The organism is Marinobacterium ramblicola (assembly GCF_019084545.1).
In the GTDB taxonomy this organism is placed as follows: Bacteria; Pseudomonadota; Gammaproteobacteria; order Pseudomonadales; family Balneatricaceae; genus Marinobacterium_D; species Marinobacterium_D ramblicola.
In genome coordinates this window covers 21,922-41,283 of sequence record NZ_JAHREP010000018.1, presented here as the reverse complement: position 1 = coordinate 41,283, position 19,362 = coordinate 21,922, and the positions used below count along the sequence as shown (strand labels likewise).

The window sequence follows — 19,362 nt, the reverse complement described above, 5'->3', positions numbered from 1 at the left end:
AAAGCGCTTAGCCGATACTCAGCACCAACTTGCCACGTTGATGGCCGCTGGCGCTGAGCTGGTGTGCCCGCCCGGCTTCGGCCAGGGGCAGCGTGTCAGCCAGGCTCAGTTTCAATTGACCGGCAGCGCACAGGGACGCGAGCTCGGCGAGCTCCATGCCGTTGGGTTCGACCCGTATACCCAAGACGCGATAACCGCCCCGCTCGCCCGCCTCAGCGACCTCAGCCGCCGTGACCGAGGGCAGGGTCACTATTACGCCGCCGGGCTTAAGGCAACCCAACGCCTCTATCGCCGTGGCACCGCCCACGCCATCGATAATGATATCCACATCACGCAGACTGACCGATAGATTGGTGTTGGTGTAGTCGATACACTCGTCACAGCCCAAGGATGCGATAAAGGCCTGGTTGGCGGCAGAGGCGGTGCCGATCACATAGGCACCGGCCGCCTTCGCCAGCTGTACCGCCAAGTGGCCTACTCCGCCCGCCGCGGCCAGTACCAGCACCCGCTGTCCGGCCTGAACACCGGCCTTGCTGTGCAGTGCCTGCCAGGCGGTCAGCCCGGCCAATCCCAGCCCCGCCGCCGCATTTACGTCAAGAGAATCGGGCCGCTTGGCGATCTGATTGACCGGGGCACAGACACACTCGGCATAGCAGCCGGCCGCTTCGGGAAAGCGCAGAAAGCCGAACACCTCATCGCCGACGCTGAACTCGCTGACGCCTTCACCCAGCGCCTCCACCGTGCCGGCGCACTCCCAGCCCGGAATGTAGGGCAGCTCGCCGATAAAGGCGCTGGCACCGCCGCCGGAGCAGGTCTTCCAATCGATCGGGTTGACGCCTGCGGCCCGGTTGCGGATCAGCACCTCGCCAGGTGCCGGTACAGGAGTGTCGACCTCATCGAGGCTGAGGTTTTCCGGACCGCCAAAGGCATGGAGTCGAATCGCTTTCATGTTACTCTCCGTCAACTGAATTACCGGGCGTACAGAGGGTGTGCCCGGCAGGTGTCTATCTAAATCGCGAGAAGGATTCCGATGATCTATCTGGCCATTATCGAGCCATTTCTGTTCTGGGGCGGGTTGCTGGTATTTCTGACCTCACTGGGACTCTATGTCAAACGCACCCAGGACTGGCAAGCAGTGCTGAGGTTCTGGCAACCGCTGATCAGCTTTACACCGCTGGAGTTCAGAATCAACCGTATCGGGCTGTCGTTGATGCTGATCGCCGTGGTGATCCGCTTCGTTTTCTATTTTATGGCATAGGGAGGTGTTATGAAGGGTAACCCGGTCAGGGGCTCAGGTTATTTTTTGCGTGGACTGGCGATGTTGCCGCAGCCGGGCATCCGCAGTTTTGTCCTGGTGCCGCTGCTGATCAATATCCTGCTGTTTGGTGGCGCGATCTGGCTGCTGGCGAGCCAGTTCGGCAGCTGGATCGACTACCTGATGCAGGCCTGGCTGCCGGACTGGCAGTGGTTGGAGTTCCTGCGCTACCTGCTCTGGCCGCTGTTTGCGCTGCTGGTGCTGGTGGTGGTCTATTACGGTTTCTCCATCGTCGCCAACTTCATCGCCGCGCCGTTCAATGGCTTCCTGGCGGAAAAAGTGGAGCGTCAGCTGCGTGGCGACCCTCTGGGTAACGAAGGCTGGGGCGAGGTAGTGAAGATGATTCCCCGGACGCTGCATCGCGAAGTGGCGAAACTGCTCTACTATCTGCCGCGGGTGCTGTTTCTGTTGATCCTGAGTTTTATCCCGCTGGTCAACCTGGCGATGCCGGTGATCTGGTTCCTGTTCGGCGCCTGGATGATGGCGATCCAATACTGCGACTATCCGATGGACAACAACAAGGTCAGTTTTGCCGATATGAAGGGCCTGCTGAAGTCGCACCGCTTTACCGCGGTGGGGTTTGGCTCGCTGGTGCAGTTCGGCATGCTGGTGCCGCTGTTCAATCTGATCATCATGCCGGCGGCCGTGGTCGGTGCCACGATCTACTGGGTCGAGGAGTACGCCGGTGATAATGGTACCGAGCGCGTGATCAATTCCGCTGGGGTCGTTCGCCGTTAGGCCTCGGCGGCGCAGTCCTGCTGCTCCAGGCGGCGCAGCATATCCGGCGGGAAGTGGCAGCTGAAGGTGCTGCCCTTGCCGCTGCGACTCTCGATGGTGAGCTGGGCGCCGTGGCGCATCAGCACGTGCTTGACGATCGCCAGGCCGAGACCGGTACCGCCGCTGGCGGATGAGCGGCTCTCGTCGACGCGGTAGAAGCGTTCGGTCAGGCGCGGGATGTGCGCCGGATCTATGCCGATACCGTTGTCACGCACCGCGAAGTGGCCGCCCCGGCCATCCACTTTCCAGCTGATCTCGATCTCGCCGGACCCTGGTGTGTACCGCACCGCGTTGAACACCAGGTTGGAGAAGGCGCTCTGCAGCTCCAGCTCCTGGCCCACCAGGTCGTACATCGTATCGACGTCAAGGTGAAACTGGTGGCCGCGATCGGCGGACAGATCACGGGCATCCTGGGTGATCTGCGCGATCAGCGCTTGAATACGGATCGGTTGCTCATCGCTGATATGCTGGGTCGACTCCAGCCGGGACAGCAGCAACAGGTCCGCCACCAGGCTCTCCATCCGCTTGGCCTGCTGCTGCATCTGCGACAGTGCACGCTGCAGCGAGCGCGGCAGCTCCTGGTCGAGAAAGGTTTCCAGATAGCCACGGATCACGGTCAGCGGTGTACGCAGCTCGTGGGAGGCGTTGGCGACGAAATCCTGGCGGGTCTGCTCCAGTTTGACCAGACGGGTGATGTCGCGGGCGACCAGCACCCGGTCGTCCTCGCCGAAGCGGCTGATCTGGTACTGCAGGTGGATGTCGGGATTGACCGGTGAGAGCAGCTGCAGCGGCTCTTGGTAGTTGCTCTTGCGGTAGTAGCGTACGAAGCGGGGATCGCGGATCAGGTTCAGCAGCGGTTTGCCGCGATCGCCCGGCTGCAGGCCGAGCAGGTGGTTGGCGGTACTGTTCCACCACTCGAGGCTGTTGTGGCTATCGACGATGATGATGGCGTCGTCCAGCGCGGCGGTGGATTGCTGGAAGCGGGCGATGATCGATTTTAGCTGCTGCTCGCGGGTCTGGGCATGCTTCTGGTGGCGCGCCAGTTCGTCCAGCAGCTCACCCCAGGCGCCCTGGCTCTCCGGCGGCTCGCTCTGATCCTCGCGCTGCAACCAGGTCATCAACAGGTTGTACTGGCGGATCTGCTGGTAGGCCCAGATAGCGATACCGGCCGCCACGCCCCAACCCGGGTAGGCAAACAGCAAGCCGAGCAGCAGGCCGATGCCGGCATAAGCCAGCAGGGCGTAGGTCATGGAGTAGCGCGAACGTCGCATACTATCTCTTTACGGTAGCCGCGAGCGGTTGGTCAGGCGACCTGGGAGGAAAAGCGATAGCCGGTACCACGCACGGTTTGCACCAGGTAGTCGTGGCGTTCACCGAGCGCTTTGCGCAGGCGGCGGATATGGACATCGACGGTACGCTCCTCCACGTAGACATTGCCGCCCCACACCATATCGAGCAGCTGGCTGCGAGAGTATGCACGATCCTGGTGGGTCATGAAAAACTGCAGCAGGCGAAATTCTGTCGGCCCCAGCTCCACCGGATGGCCATCGGCGGTGACGCGGTGGGAGACCGGATCCAGGGTCAGGCCATCGACGGTGACCGGCTCCTCGACACCCTTGGGCGTGGCACGGCGCAGTACCGCTTTCAGCCGTGCTACCAGCTCCCGCGGCGAGAACGGCTTGATGATATAGTCGTCGACACCCGCTTCCAGGCCCTTGATCTTGTTGTCCTCGTCCGCCTTGGCGGTGAGCATGATCACCGGTACATCGGCGGTGACCTCATCCTTGCGCAGGCGACGGGCAAACTCGATACCGCTGGTGCCGGGCATCATCCAGTCCAGCAGCACCATGTCCGGTTTATGATCCAGGATCAGTGCGTGCGCCGCTTGGGCGTTCTCCGCTTCCATGCACTCGTAACCGGCCATCTCAAGCGCCACCGCAATCATCTCCCGGATCGGCGCTTCGTCGTCAACGATCAACACGCGTTTTGATGCAGACATCTGTCTCTGCCTCTGATTTCTTTGCTGTTATCAACCGCGACTATTACAAGACGTTTAGGTTACATAAATATGACAGCTGCGACGCGGCGCGGCAAATACCGCATTCTAGGCGCGGGATTTGCGTTCCGGATCCGAATCAGCCCAGCGCGTAGTCGGCGACGATGCCGAGCAGGACCAGTAGCTCTGCCCAGTGGTTGTTCAGGAAGGCTTTCAGGCAGGGCATCCGCTCACGCTCACGGATCAGCCACTGCTGATAGACGAAGAGTACTGCAGCGCCCGCCAGACCGAGATGGAAGTAGAGTCCGAGATTGGCCAGCAGGCCGACGGCGATCAGCAGCAGCAGGGCACAGATCTGCAGCAGGGCGATGATCAGCCGGTCGTGGTGGCCGAACAGTACAGCCGTAGATTTAATGCCGATCTTGAGATCGTCGTCACGGTCGACCATGGCGTACATCGAGTCGTAGGCCACGGTCCAGAACATCTTGGCCATGAAGATCAGCCAGGCCAGCACCGGCAACTGCTCCTGCACGGCGGTGAAGGCCATCGGGATCGCCCAACCGAACGCGGCGCCGAGCACCACCTGAGGCAGGTGGGTATGGCGTTTCATAAACGGATAGGTGAACGCCAGCGCCAGTCCGCCGAACGACATCAGGATGGTCATGCCGTTGGTGAACAGCACCAGGACAAAGGCGAGCAGCATCAAGCCGGCGAACAGCAGCAGCGCTTCGCGTTCGGTGACGCGGCCGGTGGGCAGCGGGCGCTCCCGGGTGCGCTTGACGTGGCCATCCAGATGGCGATCGGCGTAGTCGTTGATCACGCAGCCGGCGGAGCGGGTCAGAAACACGCCGAGCGTGAAGATCAGCAGCAGATGCAGCGGCGGCACCCCTTCGGCCGCTATCCACAGCGCCCAGAGCGTGGGCCAGAGCAGCAGGTAGGTACCGATAGGACGGTCGGCGCGCATCAGCTGGATATACGCGGTTAACTTGTCGCTTTTCGGGCTGTTGGTCATCGACATCGCCATGCTATCCCCCCTGAGTCTCAGGCCGGGTATTGTATGCCCTCAAGGGCAGGTAGAAAAACCTCGCATACCAGCAGGGGTTTATCGTCGAGATGGAAGATCGAACGCCGGGCCCACAGCCGCTCGCCCCGGGCGTTGTCCACACGCGCTATCTGCAGCGGATCGCGGCGCATGCCCGGGTCGTTGAACAGCAGCGAACCGAGTGAGCGGGAACCGATCAGTTTCAGCGTGCGGTGACGGCCGCGCAGGGTGGTCGCCGGGATCACGGTACGGGCATAGACCCAAGGTTCACCGGCGCCGCAGAGCAGCACCTCGCGGATCAACACGGACTGGCGAGGATTCAGACCCAGCGCCACCGTTTCGCCGGCACCGGGACGGCCATACTCCTGGCGCAGTACCCGAACCGAGAAGCGGCCGCGACTGGCGCGTTTCAGCAGTCGCGTCAGCGATCCTTCGTCGGTCAACCAGCGGCGCAGATGGCGGGGGGCCTGGATCGGGTGTTCCAGTGTACGCCAGTGCAGCGTCTGTTCCGGCCTGGGCTGCGGTGTATCGGTGATCACAGTGTTTCCGCTATTGGTGATGTGTACGCACGACAGGGTCGGCAGAAGGGGGCATAGTTTACCATCCGTATGGGCTGGCGGGCAGGTTGCTTTTGACAGCCTGAGCTGGTGGCGATATCCCTGTATAAAAGGTAGTGCTTGAGCGGTTCATGAATACGGCCACGCTGTTAATAGGGAATAGAACATCTCTACCGGCTTGTCAGAATATCCTTCTTTTTTAGGCTGCTATTGATTTCGATTAAACTTCACAGCAGACTTGCGACCGGAATATTATCTAAAGTGTCGACGACCTATTAGATAGTGTCTCTAGTACAGAACATGGATGTGGTACCTCAATGGATATGAAGTCCAACGGATTCGGACTTTCGGGTCCTGTCGTGTGCTTGGCCATCTTGATGGCACTGACGACCCTGTTTTCTGATTCTGCAATCGCCGCCACCGATCCCGGTGACAAAGAACTTCAGCGGCAGTTGTTGCGCCAGCAACAGCTGGAGCAAACGCTGCAACCCGACGTGCCGGATGTGCGTCTTCAGCCCAGGCTGGAGCCGTTGGCCGAGTCTTTCCCCGAAGAAAGCCCCTGTTTTGTCATCGACTCCGTCGAGCTGATTGGCGGCGAGGCCCTGCCGTCGCAACGCCAGGCGAGGTCGATCATGACCGACGCAAGGGGACACTGCCTGGGCGTCCAGGGGATACAGCTGATAATGTCTCGTCTGCAGAACCTGTGGGTGGCGCAGGGGCTGGTTACGACCCGAGTACTGGCGCCGCCGCAGGACGTCGCCTCGGGCAGGCTGGAACTGGTCGTGGTACCGGGCGTGTTGCGCGCGCTGACCTCTCCGGCGTCCGACGAGGTCAGCCTGCGAAGTGCGATACCAGCCGTGGAGGGTGAGACTCTCAACCTGAGGGATATCGAACAGGGGCTGGAGAACCTGCAACGATTGCCGACCGTTACGGCCGGGTTCAAGATCCTGCCTGCAGAGCAGCCCGGCGAAAGCGACATCGCCGTCGACTGGCAGCAGAGCAAAAAGTGGCGTCTGGCCCTGGCCGCCAACGATGCCGGCTCCCGGGCAACCGGTCGCAATCAGGGCACGGCCACGCTGTATCTCGACAACGCGCTGGGCCTGAGCGATCTGTTCTACCTCTCTTACGGCAGCGACCTTCAGCGGGGCTCCGCGCTGGGCACCGACAGCTACACCGGGCACTACTCGCTGCCTCTCGGTTACTGGAACCTGGGGTTTACCGCCAGCGGATACGACTACCATCAGACCATCGCCGGATCCAGTCGAAACGTCGAGTACAGCGGCGAGAGCAGTACGCAGAGACTCGATCTAGGTCGTGCGATCCAACGCTCTTCCCACTCGAAGACCTCGCTTTCACTGGCGTTTGCCCACCGCAAGTCACGCAACTATATCGAAGATGTCGAGGTCGAACTGCAGCGCCGCGAAACCGCCTACTGGGAGCTGGCATTGAGCAATCGCTATTTTCTGAATAGCGCCACACTCAACAGTTCCATCAGCTACCGCAAGGGGATCCGGGCCTTCGGTGCCGACCCGGCGCCCGAAGAGTCCACCGGCGACGCCACGGCGCTATCCAGCATCCTGATGCTGGACCTGTCGCTGTCCGCTCCCTTCCAGCTAGGCGAGCAGCGTTTGCGCTGGAGCAGCACTCTCAGTGGTCAGTGGACCGATACCCCACTGACCCCGCAGGAACAGTTCACTATCGGTGGTCGTTACACGGTTCGAGGGTTTGACGGCCAGGTATCGCTGGCAGCCGACCGCGGCTGGTATATCCGCAACGACCTGGCCTGGCTGATCCCCGGCAGCCATCAGGAACTCTATGTCGGCCTCGATTACGGCAGGGTCTCCGGCGAGGGCAGCGAGTTCCTTCCTGGTCAATCCTTGACCGGCACCGTGCTGGGGCTCAAGGGTAACTGGAAAGGTCTGAGCTACCGCCTGTTCGCGGGCAGACCTGTCTCCAAACCGGAGGGTTTCGAAACGGATCGCCATACCTATGGTTTCAGCCTGAACTGGGAGATCTAGAGATGGTTTATCTGTCGCCGGCCAACGGCATGCCCTATAGCGAGGCCGAAGCGCTGGGCTCGGCCATTTGGTTGTGGATGCACTCGCAACGGCATCAGGAGGTCAGTGTCGGTCAACTGTCCGGTCTACTGCTGCCCGCAATCAAACATGGACAGTTCATACTGGCCACCGAGAATGGCAAGCCGGTGTTCTTCACCAGCTGGGCCTACTTCAGCGCCGAATCCGAACGCGAATATCTGGATGATCCGCAGCGGATGATGGCCGATGAGGACTGGCACAGTGGCGACCGGCAGTGGTTCATCGACTGGATAGCACCGTTCGGCCACTCGTTCCGGATTTCGGAGTATATACGCTCTGTGCTCTTCCCCAGGCTGCTGGCAAGGGTGCTGAGCAGGCCCAAGCGCGATGGCTCGGTATCGATGTATCAGATCACCGGGCGAGAGATCACCAGGGAGCGAGCCCGAGAGTATTTCTCCCAACGACCTTTGGTATAGACCCTCACCGACTGAATTGTCAGGGAAGACAATGAACAAGCACCTGTTTCGCATCATCTTCAGCAAGGCACGCGGTATGTTGGTCGTCGTTGCCGAGTCCACACGTTCGCGGACCAAGTGCCGCACCGGGAGGGGGCGATCGATCAAGGTCGGACCGCCGATCCTCGCCAAGCCACTGACGCTGTGGATATTGCTGGCACTGGGAGCCCCGTTCGCACTGATCGATCGGGCGGTGGCCGAGATCATCGTCGACAGCACGGCGCCTGCATCCCAGAGGCCCACGCTGGGCACCTCCGCCAACGGCACCACGCGGGTCGATATCCAGACCCCCAGTGCCGCGGGTGTATCGCGCAACACCTACAGCCGGTTCGATGTCGAACAGCGGGGCGTGATCCTCAACAATGCCCGCACGGCGGTTAACACCAGAATCGGCGGATTCGTCGACGGCAACCCGAACCTTGGCCACGGCGAAGCCGGCATCATCCTCAACGAGGTCAACGCGGCTGACCCCTCCCGCCTGAACGGCTTTATCGAGGTCGCCGGCCAACGTGCCGAGGTGATCGTCGCCAACCCCGCGGGGATCAGTTGCAGCGGCTGCGGCTTTATCAACGCGTCGCGCTCCACGTTGACCACCGGCACGCCGCTGATCGAGGGCGGTCGACTCGAGGGTTTCCGGGTCGAGGGCGGTACGATCTCGATCGGCGCAGGCGGGCTGAACGACAGCGACTCCGACTATACCCAACTGATCGCCCGCGCGGTCGAGGTCAACGCCTCGATCCAGGCGCAGGAACTGCGGGTGACCACCGGCAGCAACGATGTCGGCCGCGATGCCCAGCCAACGACAGTCAATACGCCCTCCCCCGGAAGCTCTGCTCCGGCATTCGCCCTGGATGTCGCACAGCTGGGCGGCATGTATGCGGGCAAGATTCTGCTGGTCGGCACAGAGAACGGCGTAGGTGTGCGCAACGCGGGTTCGATCGGCGCCATGACCGGCAGTCTGAGCCTGTCCGCAGATGGCAAGCTGACCAACAGCGGGCTGATCTCGGCGGCCACCGATGCCGAGATCGAGGTTACCGGCGCTCTCGACAACAGCGGTTCGATCTACGCCGCCGGCGATCAGACAATCACTGCCGAGCAGATCGACAATAGCGATATCATTGCCGCCGGTCAGGATCTGAGCCTGACCGCCACCGACTCGATCAGCGGTACATCTGACTCCATACTCGCTGCGGGCGTCAACGGCGACCTGTCCCTGGCCGACAGCGGCTCGCTCAGCCTGAATGCGGCCGGGGCTCTGACGCTCCATGGGCAGAACCTGGCGGCCGACAGGCTGCAGATGCAAGCCGCCGCGATCGATATGACCAACTCCACCAACCTCGCGACCGATGTCGACATCAGAGCGCAAAGTGGTGATATCGATACCGGCAGCACGCGGATCACGGCGGTCGGCCAGGCGACGCTGACCACCGACAACGGCGACCTGCTCAACGGTAATGGCCAGATCCTGGCCAAGAACCTGAACACAAACGTCAACGGCACGCTCGATAACCGCAGCGGCCTGATGCAGGCCTCCGACACCCTCTCCCTTACCGCTGTCAACGTCGACAACCGCAACACCAACGGCGATAACCAGGGTTTGCGTGCAACCGATATCGACTTTGAAGCCGCCACCCTCGACAACAGCTCCGGCTTTATCGGCGCTGTCGACAGTCTGCAACTCAGCGTCGAACAGCAACTGGACAACAGCAACGGCGGGATCACCGCGCTGAACAAGGCGGTGCTGAACGATAGCAGCTCCGGCACGCTGGCCATCGTCAATACAAGCGGCAAGATCCAAGCGGGCAACGACCTGCAACTGCAGGCCCTTACCCTGAGCGGCAGCGGCAGCCTGCAATCGGGCGGCGACCTGAGTCTGACGCTGCAGCAGGACCACACCCTGGAGGGCGAGCTGCGGGCCGACCACGATGCGACACTGAATGTCGCCGGAGAGCTGACCAACGCAGGCACACTGGCGGCGATCAATCAGCTGTCGGTCTACGCCGTTAATCTGAACAACGCCGCCGAGGGCGAGATCACCGCCGCCACCGCATTGCTGAACATCGACGGGGCACTACAGAACCGAGGCCTGATCGACGGCGGACTGGTGCGGATCGAGGCGCAACTGCTTGACAACATCGGCAGCGGGCGGCTCTACGGCGATCATTTGGCAACCCAGATCGATCAACTGCAAAACCGCGCCGAATCCGGAAGCCCAGCCACGCTGGCCGCACGCGACCGGCTCGACCTGGGCCTGCGCACGCTGACCAACAGCGACGGTTCGCTGATCTTCAGCGCCGGTGACCTGGCCATTGGCCGTGAACTGGACAGTGACAACCGCGCCACAGGTCAAGCTGAACTGCTCGACAACCGAAGTGCCAGCATCGAAGCGCTGGGCGATATCGTCATCGATGTGGCAACACTGCAGAACGTCGACGACGACTATCAGGTCACCAAAACCCTGCTCTCGAACGAAGCCCACACCGACTATCGCCCGAAAAACAGCGCCACCCGTTATGACTCAAGCCTGATCCAGTGGGGCCACACCAGCAAGGGCGCCACAAAGATCATCTCCCCGTTCAATGCCGAAGACTTCTATGTCTACAACTACACCCGCTCCATCTCTGAAGACCGGGTCTCCAACCAGGCCCCCGCCAGTATTCTGTCGGGTGGCAATATGCAGATCGACGCCGACACGCTGATCAACGACCAGAGCAAACTGCTGGCCGGTGGCGCCCTGGTGGCCAACGCCGGCACGCTGCAAAACGACGAGATCAACCTTCAGCGCTACACCCAGGACAGCGGCACCGTCTATTTCACCTGGGTAGACTCCTGCGGCAAGGATGACCACTGCCGTGAATACGGTTCAAAATCCAACTACGCCCCTGCACAGCAGATCCAGACGCTGTCCACACTCACCGGTACCGTCGACCAGAACCAGGCGATCACTGGATCGGGCACCAGCCTGTCCGCCTACGCTGCACAGGGCACGCTGATTAATCTCTCTGGCATAGACGGTCAGCAGGTGCAGCTTGGCGGTGACTCCGTCGACGGCGTCGTGCGCAGCGGCGGCTACCTTTCGCTGCCCAACGCTGGCCTGTTCACCACCAGCAGCGGCGACGTCAGTCAACCGCTGATCGAGACCGACCCGCGTTTCACCAGCTACCGCAGCTGGCTGAACGCCGAATACGCCCTAGGGCGTTTAACGACCAACCCGGATATCACTCAGCGTCGTCTCGGTGACGGCTTTATTGAACAGCGCCTGGTGCAACAGCAGATCTCCGAACTGACCGGGCGGCGCTACCTGCCCGGCTTCAGCAACGATGAAGAGCAGTACCGCGCACTGCTTGACGCTGGCGTCACCTTCGGTAGCACATTCAACCTGAGCCCCGGCATCGCCCTGACCGAGGCGCAGATGCAGCAACTCACCAGCGATATCGTCTGGTTGGTCGAAGAGTCAGTCTCCCTGCCCGACGGCACCCGCGCCAACGTACTCGTACCCCGTGTCTACGCCCTGGTGCAGGCCGGTGACCTGAACGGCAGCGGTGCGCTGCTTGGTGGCAACAACGTTGACCTCAATATCGACAACCGCCTGAGCAACAGCGGTCGGATCCTCGCCGCCGAAACCCTGCTGGTCGACGCCGCCGACCTGACCAACCGCCGTGGCGGCATCGCTGCCCGTCAGCTGCAACTGACCACCGCCGGTAACCTCAACAACGAAGGCGGACTGATCCAGGCCGAACACACCCTCAGCCTGGGTGCCGGTGGCGACCTCAACCTCACCACCCTGACCCGCGCGACCGAGAACCGGGTCGACGGAAACGAATTTGAACAGGAGTCGGTCGACAGCGTCGGCACCCTGCTGGTCACCGGCGAGGAGGGCGTCCTCTCCGCCCGCGCCGAAGGCGACCTCAACCTGACAGGCGCCGCCGTCGTCAACCAGGGCGCGAACGGCAGCACCACCCTCTCCGCCGGCAACGACCTCAACCTCCTCGACCTCCACACCCGCCGCCGCGATGCCTTGGTGTGGGACTCGCGCAACTACCTGAAGGAGGAGAGCAGCCAGAGCATCGGCACCCTGCTCAGCGGCGAGGGCCGCGCCACCCTCGTGGCCGGGCGCGATATCAATACCCGTGCCGCCGAGATCGACCTCAACGGCGATCTGCAGGCCGTGGCCGGACGCGACCTCAACATCGCTGCTGGTCAGAACACCTCATCTCAGGACGAGAGCCACTACATCACCTCGTCCGGTCTGCTCTCGAGCAAGACCATGATCAACCAGTATCGCCGCGAGAGCGCCACAGCCCAGGGCAGCAGCCTCCAGGCCGGCAACGCCACCCTCGCGGCCGGGCGCGATCTCAACGTTACCGGCTCCACCCTCATCACCGATAACGACCTGAGCCTGCAGTCCGGCAATGACATCAACATCCAGGCGGCCGAGAACAGCCACCTGAGCGAGAGCTTCTCCAGCAAGACCAAATCCGGGCTGATGAGCGGCGGCGACTTCGGCGTCTTCGTCGGTACCCGCCTCAACTCGAAGCAGATCGACGAGCGCCGGACCGGCCTCTCCGTCTCCACCCTCGGCCCCTCGACGGCTCGATCAGCCTCGAAGTCGACAACGATATCAGCGTCACCGCCTCCGACCTTCTCGCCCGCAGCGGCGATATCCGCCTCTCGGGCGACAACGTCAGCCTCGACAGCGGTTACGACCACCTGGCCCGCGACAAGGTCCAGCGCTTCGAGCAGACCGGCTTCACCCTGGCGATCTCCGGCGGTGTGGTCAGCACCGTGCAGCAGATCCAGCAGGCCGCCGAGAGCGCCAAAGAGAGCGACAACACCAAGCTTCAGGCCCTGCAGGCCTGGCGCAGCGGACGACTGGCCGGCGATCTGATGGGCCAGGTTGACAGCCTGCAATACCTCGGCGACGACTTCAGCGACCCCATGACCGCCAACACCGACACCGATGACGAGGGCAACGCGCAAAGCTCCGGCATGAACCTCTCCCTGTCGTTCGGCGCCAGTCGCAGCGAGCAGACCCGCACACTGCGCGACGATCGTGCCCTCGGCACCAGCCTGATCGCCGACGGCGATATCACGATCCAAGCCCGTGGCGACAGCGCACGCGAAGGCTCGGGCGACATCACCAGCGTCGGCAGCCTGATCGAGGGCCGCAACATCAACCTCGACGCCGCCGACGACATCCGCCTGCTCAGCGCCGAGAACACCCATACCGACGACAGCGACAGCAAGAGCTCCAGCGCCGGGATCGGCATCTCCATCGGCAGCGACGGCCTGCAGCTCTACGTCGAGGGCAGCCTCGCCCGCGGCGAGATCAACCAGAGCAACGACCGCTACCTCGAGACCCAGCTCAACGCCGAACAGAGCGTCTCGCTCACCTCCGGCAACGACACCCGCCTCGAAGGCGCCCAGGTCAACGCCGAGCGCATCCTCGCCGATATCGGCGGCGACCTCAGCATCATCAGCCAGCAAGACGAAGAGCACTACAGCAACCAGCAGCAGTCCCTCGGCGTCAAGGTCGGCGTCGGCATCGGCCCCAGCACCCCGGTCAACCTCAGCCTCAACTACAGCGAGCTCGACGCCAAGTCCGAGTACATCGCGGTACAGGAGCAGAGCGGCCTGTTCGCCGGTGCTGGCGGGTTCGACGTACAGGTCGGCGGCAACACCGACCTGCAGGGCGGCGCCATCGTCAGCGACTCCGATCCGGCCAACAACCGCCTGAGCACCGAGACGCTGACCTACAACGCCCTGAACAACCACGCCGAGTACGACATCGACTCGATGAGCATCGGCATCAGCACCAGCCTCAGCGGCAACATGCAGAACCTGGCCCAGGGCCTCGGCGGCGGGTTCGGCAGCGACAGCGGCGAGGCGAGCAACACCACCTACGCCGCGATCTCCGACGGCAACATCGAGGTCCGCAGCAACCCCGGCCAGAGACTGGATGATCTCAAGCGCAGCAAGGAAGAAGCGCACCGGGTGCTGGAGCGGATATTCAGCGATGACAAGGTCGACGCGGTGCAGGAGCAGGTCGAGCTGACCCAGGTGTTCGCGGAAGAGGCCTATCTGCAGGTGGGTCACCTCTACCGCGACCTCGACAACGCCGAAGCGATGTTGGCCGCCGCCGAACGCCGGGGCGATCCCGAACTGATCGCGCTCTGGCAGGACCGGGTCGCCGTGGAGCAGGCCAAACTGCCGCTGGACAAGTCCCTCGCCCACGCCCTGGTCGGCGGCATGACCGCCGTGCTCGGTGGTGGCGACTTCACCCAGGGTGCGTTGGCGGCGGGCGTCAACGAAGCGGTGGCGGCACAGCTCAAGGAACAGCTGGGCACCTCGGCCACCCTCAACAACCTGGCCAAGGTACTGATCGGCAGCACCGTCGGAGGCACACCCGGCGGCCTCATCGCCGGCACCGCCGACCTGAACAACCGGCAGTTGCACCCGACCGAGATCGATTTGATCGAGGCTAGCGCTGAAGCCTTTGCCGAACGCCTCGGCATCACCGATACGGAACTGGCGACCGCGATCCTGACCGAAGTCGCCCTGAACGGCATCGACAGAGACCGGAACGCCACCGCCGACAACATCGGCATAGGCGCCGATACCCTTGCTGCCGCCCAAGCCTTTCTGAAGGAGCTGGCGGCCACCACCACCGCCAACAACCCGGACGGTATCAACGGCGCCTGGTTCACCGCCACGGACAAGGCCTTCAACGACGCCCTGATCAATGCTGATCGGCTGTTCCCGCAGAGCGAAGACCTGGACGCCTTCGGCTTCGACGCCGCGGAAGGGCTCAATCAACGGCGGGACTACACCGACTTCTACGAGCGATTCGCCGCCGTCAAAGACCCGGTCGCCGCCAAACAGAGCACGCTGGACTATGCCAAAGCCGCCCTGGCCGACAAGGGCGTCAACCTGGCCGATGCCCTGACCAGCAAGGAGACCTGGATCGCCGCCTACGACGGCGCGGTCGAGATCCTCAGCGACGACAACCCCTTCCTCGCCTTCGCCGACAGTCAGCTCAAGGGCATGCAAGGCGACCATGCTCTAAGCGACGCCCTCAAGGCAGTCGAAACCCAGGCCGTCATCTATGAGCTGCAGGGCGATGAAGAAACCGCCAACCGCCTGCGTGGCCAGGCGACCGCCGAGATACTGGTGGCGGAGATCGGGGCCGCCACCAACGCGACAGGCGTGGGCGTATCGACGAAAGTGGGCTCTGTGCTGACCGGCAAACTCAATGATCTTGCGGGTGCAGCGAAGCAGAAGCTGGCGTCCAACATCAGTAGTAAAATCGACCAGCTTGCAATGAGTGCATTGATTGACAGCGGGGGTATCATCGATAAAACCGGTACGCCTCTTCTCGATTTAAGAGTACTCACGAGAGAGCAGAAGGGTATCCTGGGCGATCTGTTCGGTGCCGAAACGGTCAAACGGATAGTGCCAGAGGGGCAGAAGCTGGCGCGTGTGCCGGGTGTCGGTGAAACCGGCATCGACGACTTGTACAAGGTCAATCGGGCGGACGTGGATTACGTGGTGATCGAGTACAAGTTCGTGGGAACCGACAGCAAGACCGGTGCACAGTCGTTGGGTAGAACGAAGGACGGTCGCCAGGGGAGCGATAGTTGGACTTTGGGCTCTGGGCGGATTGAAAAAGCGGTGGGTGAGAAAAACGCTACGGCTATTTATAAAGCTATTGATAATAATCGTGTTGAGACGTGGGTCGTTACTACACGGGCTGATGGTGCAACCGAAATTCAAGTACTTGATGCATTGGGAGTGGCAAAAGAGATTGATACATCAAGCATTCTGAATTCTACAATGAGCTTAACAGGGGCTGCTCCATGATAAGGGCATCTATTGGCAATCAGAGCTATTGGTGTGAATGGACGGAATTCAGTGCTAAGACAATTGAAGACATTGAGATTCAGTTGTCATCTACCAGTGGCAACACTCTGTATCGGCCGCAGTATGTTTGGAATCTTACAAGTGAGTACTGCCGCATCATCCTCCGCCGATACTCCCGAGGCGATTCAATTTTAGAGCTAGCCCAATACTTCCCAGGCCTGCTCGACGCCTGGGAGCTATCCAACAAGCTAGCCGCAGAAGTTTGTGCCGCCCATAACCTCAAAACCTGCCGGGACTGGATCTTCAATCTGTCCGATCTCAATCACTACAACTGGTGTTTCTGGTTGGTGGGATTGGCGTTGGCGCTGGAGATTCCCGATGACCAATGGCAGCGTCTGCTCGACTTGATCGACGCCGAAGGGGAAGACGTGCTGCTCGACAGGGTCATTGCCAGTCGGCAACCGGGACGCAGGATCGGCTCCCAGCTTCTGCATAAGAAGCCCTACGGACGCTTGCTCAGCGCAATCGATGCTTCAAAAGAGCGACAAGCAGACTTGCTGCGCGAGTTTGTCGATCATTGGTATCCCGAGCTCGCCCGTAAGGGTAAAAACGAATTGTGGTGGTACCTCTATGGCGACCCGGAGAAACATCCGCTGGAGATGGGTAGCTACTTTGGGCGTTGGTGCATAGAAGCGGTAGCGGCAGTGAAAGCACTGGGGCTGGACGATAGTCAGTGCCTGGGACATGAACACTATCCCGGTGACTTGCTAAGACCCGAAGGGCCGACTACCCATCCATATCGTGAAGAGGTTGAAAAACCGAACACGAAAAGTTGGATAAAGCGGATATTCGGAGGATAAAAAACACCACCAGCTCAACGGAGCTGGCGCGCTACTCTGATTGCTAGGGTGCGATCATGACGACCTGTTGCCTGCCAGGGTTACTTTTGCCGCGCTTGGCGGTAGGATCGCGGCATGAAGATGATGACCGAAGAACAACGCTTGATCGAACAAGCGCAGAACCTGACCCGTGACTGGGTCGAAAAGATGGTGGTGGGCCTGAACCTCTGCCCCTTCGCCGCACCGGTGGTGCGCGCCGGCACGATTCGTTACCGGGTATCCGAGGCCCGGGACGAGGAGAATTTTCTGCGCGATTTCCTGCAGCAGCTGTCGGATCTGGTGGAGACGCCGGAGGCGGAGCTGTCCACGACGCTGCTGATCACGCCCTGGCTGCTGGCCGATTTCGACGATTTTCTGGATATCGTCGCCGATGCGGAGGCGTTGATCGAGCAGGCCGGGGTCGAGGATCTGTTCCAGATCGCGACCTTTCATCCCGGCTATCTGTTCGACGGCGTCGATGCGGACGATATCAGTCACTGGACCAACCGGGCGCCCTATCCGACGCTGCATCTGATCCGCCAGGATGAGATGAGTCGGGCGCTGGCCAGCTATCGCGACCCCGAGTCGATACCGGGGCGCAACATCAAGCGGCTGCGAGAGCTGGGCAGAGCGGGACTGCTGGCGCAGTTCCCGCCCCTGGCCGCTTACTGGCCTGAAGAGGAGCTTTAGACGACGGACGATTACTCGACGTCGTCGCTGTCCTCGTCGCTGCTGCCGGTCTCGTCGCGTACCGCCTGCTTCATCGTCTGCAGGCTCTTGTGGCGCACGTCGGTGCCGCTGACCTGGTAGATCAGGTGTTCGGCCAGGTTGCGGGCATGATCGCCGATACGCTCCAGGCTGCGCAGTACCCAGATCACGTTCATGATGCTGGAGATCGAACGTACGTCTTCCATCATGTAGGTGACCAGGGTACGCATGGCGGTGCGGTACTCCTGATCGACGATGCGATCCTGCTTGGCCACGCGGTAGGCCATCTCAAGGTCGTTGCGGGCGAAGGCGGTGAGTACGTCCTTGACCATGTCGCGGACCACGTTGCCGATGTGGCGTACTTCGTGGAAGCCGTGCTGGGTGCGGGTACCCTCGGCCATCTCGATCGCCTGCTGGGCGATGCGGCTGGCTTCGTCGCCGATGCGCTCCAGGTCGGCCACGGCGCGGCTGATCGAGATGATCAGGCGCAGGTCCGAGGCGGCCGGTTGGCGGCGGGCGATGGTCATGGTGCACTGCTCGTCGATCAGCAGCTCCATTTCGTTGGTCTGCTTATCGATACGACGCGCCTGCTCGGCCAGCTCGTTATCGCCGGTCAGCAGTGCTTCGATGGCGTCATGAACCTGACGCTCGACGATTCCACCCATGGTCAGCATCTGAGTGCGAATGGTCTCCAGCTCTTCGTTGAATTGCTGGGAGATATGGGTGGAGTAACTATCCTTTTCGAATTCCACGGTCTCTGTCTCCGTTACGGAATGTTGCTGGGCAGTTCAGGGATGGCGAGTGAGGCGCCATCAGCCGTAACGACCAGTAATATAGTCTTCGGTCTGCTTCTCAGCCGGGTTGGTAAACAGGGTGTCGGTGACACCGAACTCGATCAGATCACCCATGTACATGAAGGCAGTGTAATCGGAAACACGGGCTGCCTGCTGCATATTGTGGGTAACGATGACGATGGTGAAGTCGCGCTTGAGCTCATGGATCAGCTCCTCGATCTTCAGTGTGGAGATCGGGTCCAGTGCGGAGGCCGGCTCGTCCAGCAGCAGTACCTCGGGTTTTACCGCCACGGTACGGGCGATAACCAGACGCTGCTGCTGACCACCGGACATACCCAGCGCCGATTCGTGCAGGCGATCCTTGACCTCATCCCAGAGCGCCGCCGAGCGCAGCGCCCACTCGACGGTATCGTCGATCACGCGCTTCTTCTTCACGCCCTGGATACGCAGGCCATAGGCCACGTTCTCGTAGATCGACTTGGGGAAGGGGTTGGGCTTCTGGAACACCATGCCGACGCGGCGGCGCAGATCGGCCACATTGACCGTACGATCGTAGATGTTTTCGCCGTCTAGCAGCAGCTGACCCTCAATGCGGCAGCTGTCCACCAGGTCATTCATGCGGTTGAAACAGCGTAGCAGGGTGGATTTACCGCAGCCGGATGGGCCGATGAAGGCGGTGACGCGGTTCTTGGCGATATCCATGTTGATACCGTGCAGGGCTTCTTTCTCGCCGTAGAACAGCTTGAGATCGCGTACCTGCAGGGTATGCGTTTCCTCTTCCAGGCGCAGTGTGCGGCTATCGCGCTGCATGGAGGCGATATCGATGGCGTGAGTTTTGATTTCGCTAGTCATCTCTAAAAACCTTTATTCAGTAATCGGTGCCG

15 protein-coding genes are annotated in these 19,362 nt (G+C 61.6%); 8 read left to right on the top strand and 7 right to left on the bottom strand.

Going from position 1 to position 19,362, the window contains the following annotated elements; translation table 11 throughout:
• Window positions 1–7 precede the first annotated feature (7 nt).
• Window positions 8–949 carry an NADP-dependent oxidoreductase gene (locus KQ940_RS14520; protein WP_217414455.1) on the bottom strand — a complete coding sequence of 314 codons (942 nt, stop codon included), beginning with the start codon at window positions 947–949 and terminating at the stop codon, window positions 8–10.
• A gap of 81 nt (window positions 950–1,030) precedes the next feature.
• Here KQ940_RS14520 and KQ940_RS14515 point away from each other — a divergent pair, with 81 nt between their 5' ends.
• Both KQ940_RS14515 and cysZ read left to right on the top strand, forming a co-directional pair.
• Window positions 1,031–1,258: a hypothetical protein gene (locus KQ940_RS14515; RefSeq protein WP_217414454.1), complete on the top strand. Its 228-nt coding sequence runs from the start codon at window positions 1,031–1,033 to the stop codon at window positions 1,256–1,258.
• Window positions 1,259–1,267: 9 nt separating this feature from the next.
• Complete coding sequence (gene cysZ / locus KQ940_RS14510) at window positions 1,268–2,053, top strand: sulfate transporter CysZ (protein WP_217414453.1); 786 nt, start codon at window positions 1,268–1,270, stop codon at window positions 2,051–2,053.
• Here cysZ and phoR read toward each other — a convergent pair.
• From phoR to KQ940_RS14490, 4 genes are all read right to left on the bottom strand, one after another.
• Window positions 2,050–3,363, bottom strand: a complete 1,314-nt coding sequence (gene phoR, locus KQ940_RS14505) for a phosphate regulon sensor histidine kinase PhoR (RefSeq protein ID WP_217414452.1) — start codon at window positions 3,361–3,363, stop codon at window positions 2,050–2,052. The genes cysZ and phoR overlap by 4 nt on opposite strands.
• Before the next feature lie 32 nt (window positions 3,364–3,395).
• Window positions 3,396–4,091, bottom strand: coding sequence for a phosphate regulon transcriptional regulator PhoB (gene phoB / locus KQ940_RS14500; protein ID WP_217414451.1), 696 nt, complete (start codon window positions 4,089–4,091; stop codon window positions 3,396–3,398).
• 136 nt (window positions 4,092–4,227) lie between these two features.
• Entirely contained in the window at window positions 4,228–5,112 is an 885-nt protein-coding gene (gene ubiA, locus KQ940_RS14495) for a 4-hydroxybenzoate octaprenyltransferase (RefSeq protein WP_217414450.1), read from the bottom strand.
• 17 nt (window positions 5,113–5,129) lie between these two features.
• Window positions 5,130–5,669: a chorismate--pyruvate lyase family protein gene (locus tag KQ940_RS14490; RefSeq protein ID WP_217414449.1), complete on the bottom strand. Its 540-nt coding sequence runs from the start codon at window positions 5,667–5,669 to the stop codon at window positions 5,130–5,132.
• Between the two features lie 395 nt (window positions 5,670–6,064).
• Here KQ940_RS14490 and KQ940_RS14485 point away from each other — a divergent pair, with 395 nt between their 5' ends.
• The 6 genes from KQ940_RS14485 to KQ940_RS14460 all read left to right on the top strand — a co-directional run bounded on the left by KQ940_RS14485 (window position 6,065) and on the right by KQ940_RS14460 (window position 17,666).
• On the top strand, window positions 6,065–7,705 hold the full coding sequence (locus KQ940_RS14485) for a ShlB/FhaC/HecB family hemolysin secretion/activation protein (RefSeq protein ID WP_217414448.1): 1,641 nt from the start codon (window positions 6,065–6,067) through the stop codon (window positions 7,703–7,705).
• Between the two features lie 2 nt (window positions 7,706–7,707).
• Complete coding sequence (locus tag KQ940_RS14480; protein ID WP_217414447.1) at window positions 7,708–8,199, top strand: toxin-activating lysine-acyltransferase; 492 nt, start codon at window positions 7,708–7,710, stop codon at window positions 8,197–8,199.
• Window positions 8,200–8,230: 31 nt separating this feature from the next.
• Complete coding sequence (locus KQ940_RS14475) at window positions 8,231–13,126, top strand: two-partner secretion domain-containing protein (protein ID WP_217414446.1); 4,896 nt, start codon at window positions 8,231–8,233, stop codon at window positions 13,124–13,126.
• Window positions 13,012–16,098, top strand: a complete 3,087-nt coding sequence (locus tag KQ940_RS14470) for a hemagglutinin repeat-containing protein (protein ID WP_217414444.1) — start codon at window positions 13,012–13,014, stop codon at window positions 16,096–16,098. The genes KQ940_RS14475 and KQ940_RS14470 overlap by 115 nt, the downstream gene beginning before the upstream one ends.
• Entirely contained in the window at window positions 16,095–16,958 is an 864-nt protein-coding gene (locus KQ940_RS14465) for a PoNe immunity protein domain-containing protein (RefSeq protein WP_217414443.1), read from the top strand. Before KQ940_RS14470 ends, KQ940_RS14465 begins: the two co-directional genes overlap by 4 nt.
• 114 nt (window positions 16,959–17,072) lie before the next feature.
• On the top strand, window positions 17,073–17,666 hold the full coding sequence (locus tag KQ940_RS14460; RefSeq protein WP_246590087.1) for a DUF1415 domain-containing protein: 594 nt from the start codon (window positions 17,073–17,075) through the stop codon (window positions 17,664–17,666).
• 11 nt (window positions 17,667–17,677) lie between these two features.
• On the opposite strand, the gene phoU is transcribed toward KQ940_RS14460, so the two are convergent.
• Entirely contained in the window at window positions 17,678–18,436 is a 759-nt protein-coding gene (phoU, locus tag KQ940_RS14455; protein WP_217414442.1) for a phosphate signaling complex protein PhoU, read from the bottom strand.
• Between the two features lie 60 nt (window positions 18,437–18,496).
• Window positions 18,497–19,330, bottom strand: a complete 834-nt coding sequence (gene pstB, locus KQ940_RS14450; RefSeq protein WP_217414441.1) for a phosphate ABC transporter ATP-binding protein PstB — start codon at window positions 19,328–19,330, stop codon at window positions 18,497–18,499.
• Between the last annotated feature and the right edge of the window lie 32 nt (window positions 19,331–19,362).

Bases quoted from the DNA above. Each gene is read 5' to 3' on its own strand.
- ubiA (WP_217414450.1), bottom strand. From the start codon at position 5,112: ATGGCGATGTCGATGACCAACAGCCCGAAAAGCGACAAGTTAACCGCG.
- cysZ (WP_217414453.1), top strand. From the start codon at position 1,268: ATGAAGGGTAACCCGGTCAGGGGCTCAGGTTATTTTTTGCGTGGACTG.
- phoR (WP_217414452.1), bottom strand. From the start codon at position 3,363: ATGCGACGTTCGCGCTACTCCATGACCTACGCCCTGCTGGCTTATGCC.
- KQ940_RS14485 (WP_217414448.1), top strand. From the start codon at position 6,065: ATGGCACTGACGACCCTGTTTTCTGATTCTGCAATCGCCGCCACCGAT.
- phoB (WP_217414451.1), bottom strand. From the start codon at position 4,091: ATGTCTGCATCAAAACGCGTGTTGATCGTTGACGACGAAGCGCCGATC.
- pstB (WP_217414441.1), bottom strand. From the start codon at position 19,330: ATGACTAGCGAAATCAAAACTCACGCCATCGATATCGCCTCCATGCAG.
- KQ940_RS14520 (WP_217414455.1), bottom strand. From the start codon at position 949: ATGAAAGCGATTCGACTCCATGCCTTTGGCGGTCCGGAAAACCTCAGC.
- KQ940_RS14480 (WP_217414447.1), top strand. From the start codon at position 7,708: ATGGTTTATCTGTCGCCGGCCAACGGCATGCCCTATAGCGAGGCCGAA.
- KQ940_RS14460 (WP_246590087.1), top strand. From the start codon at position 17,073: ATGAAGATGATGACCGAAGAACAACGCTTGATCGAACAAGCGCAGAAC.
- KQ940_RS14465 (WP_217414443.1), top strand. From the start codon at position 16,095: ATGATAAGGGCATCTATTGGCAATCAGAGCTATTGGTGTGAATGGACG.
- KQ940_RS14515 (WP_217414454.1), top strand. From the start codon at position 1,031: ATGATCTATCTGGCCATTATCGAGCCATTTCTGTTCTGGGGCGGGTTG.
- KQ940_RS14475 (WP_217414446.1), top strand. From the start codon at position 8,231: ATGAACAAGCACCTGTTTCGCATCATCTTCAGCAAGGCACGCGGTATG.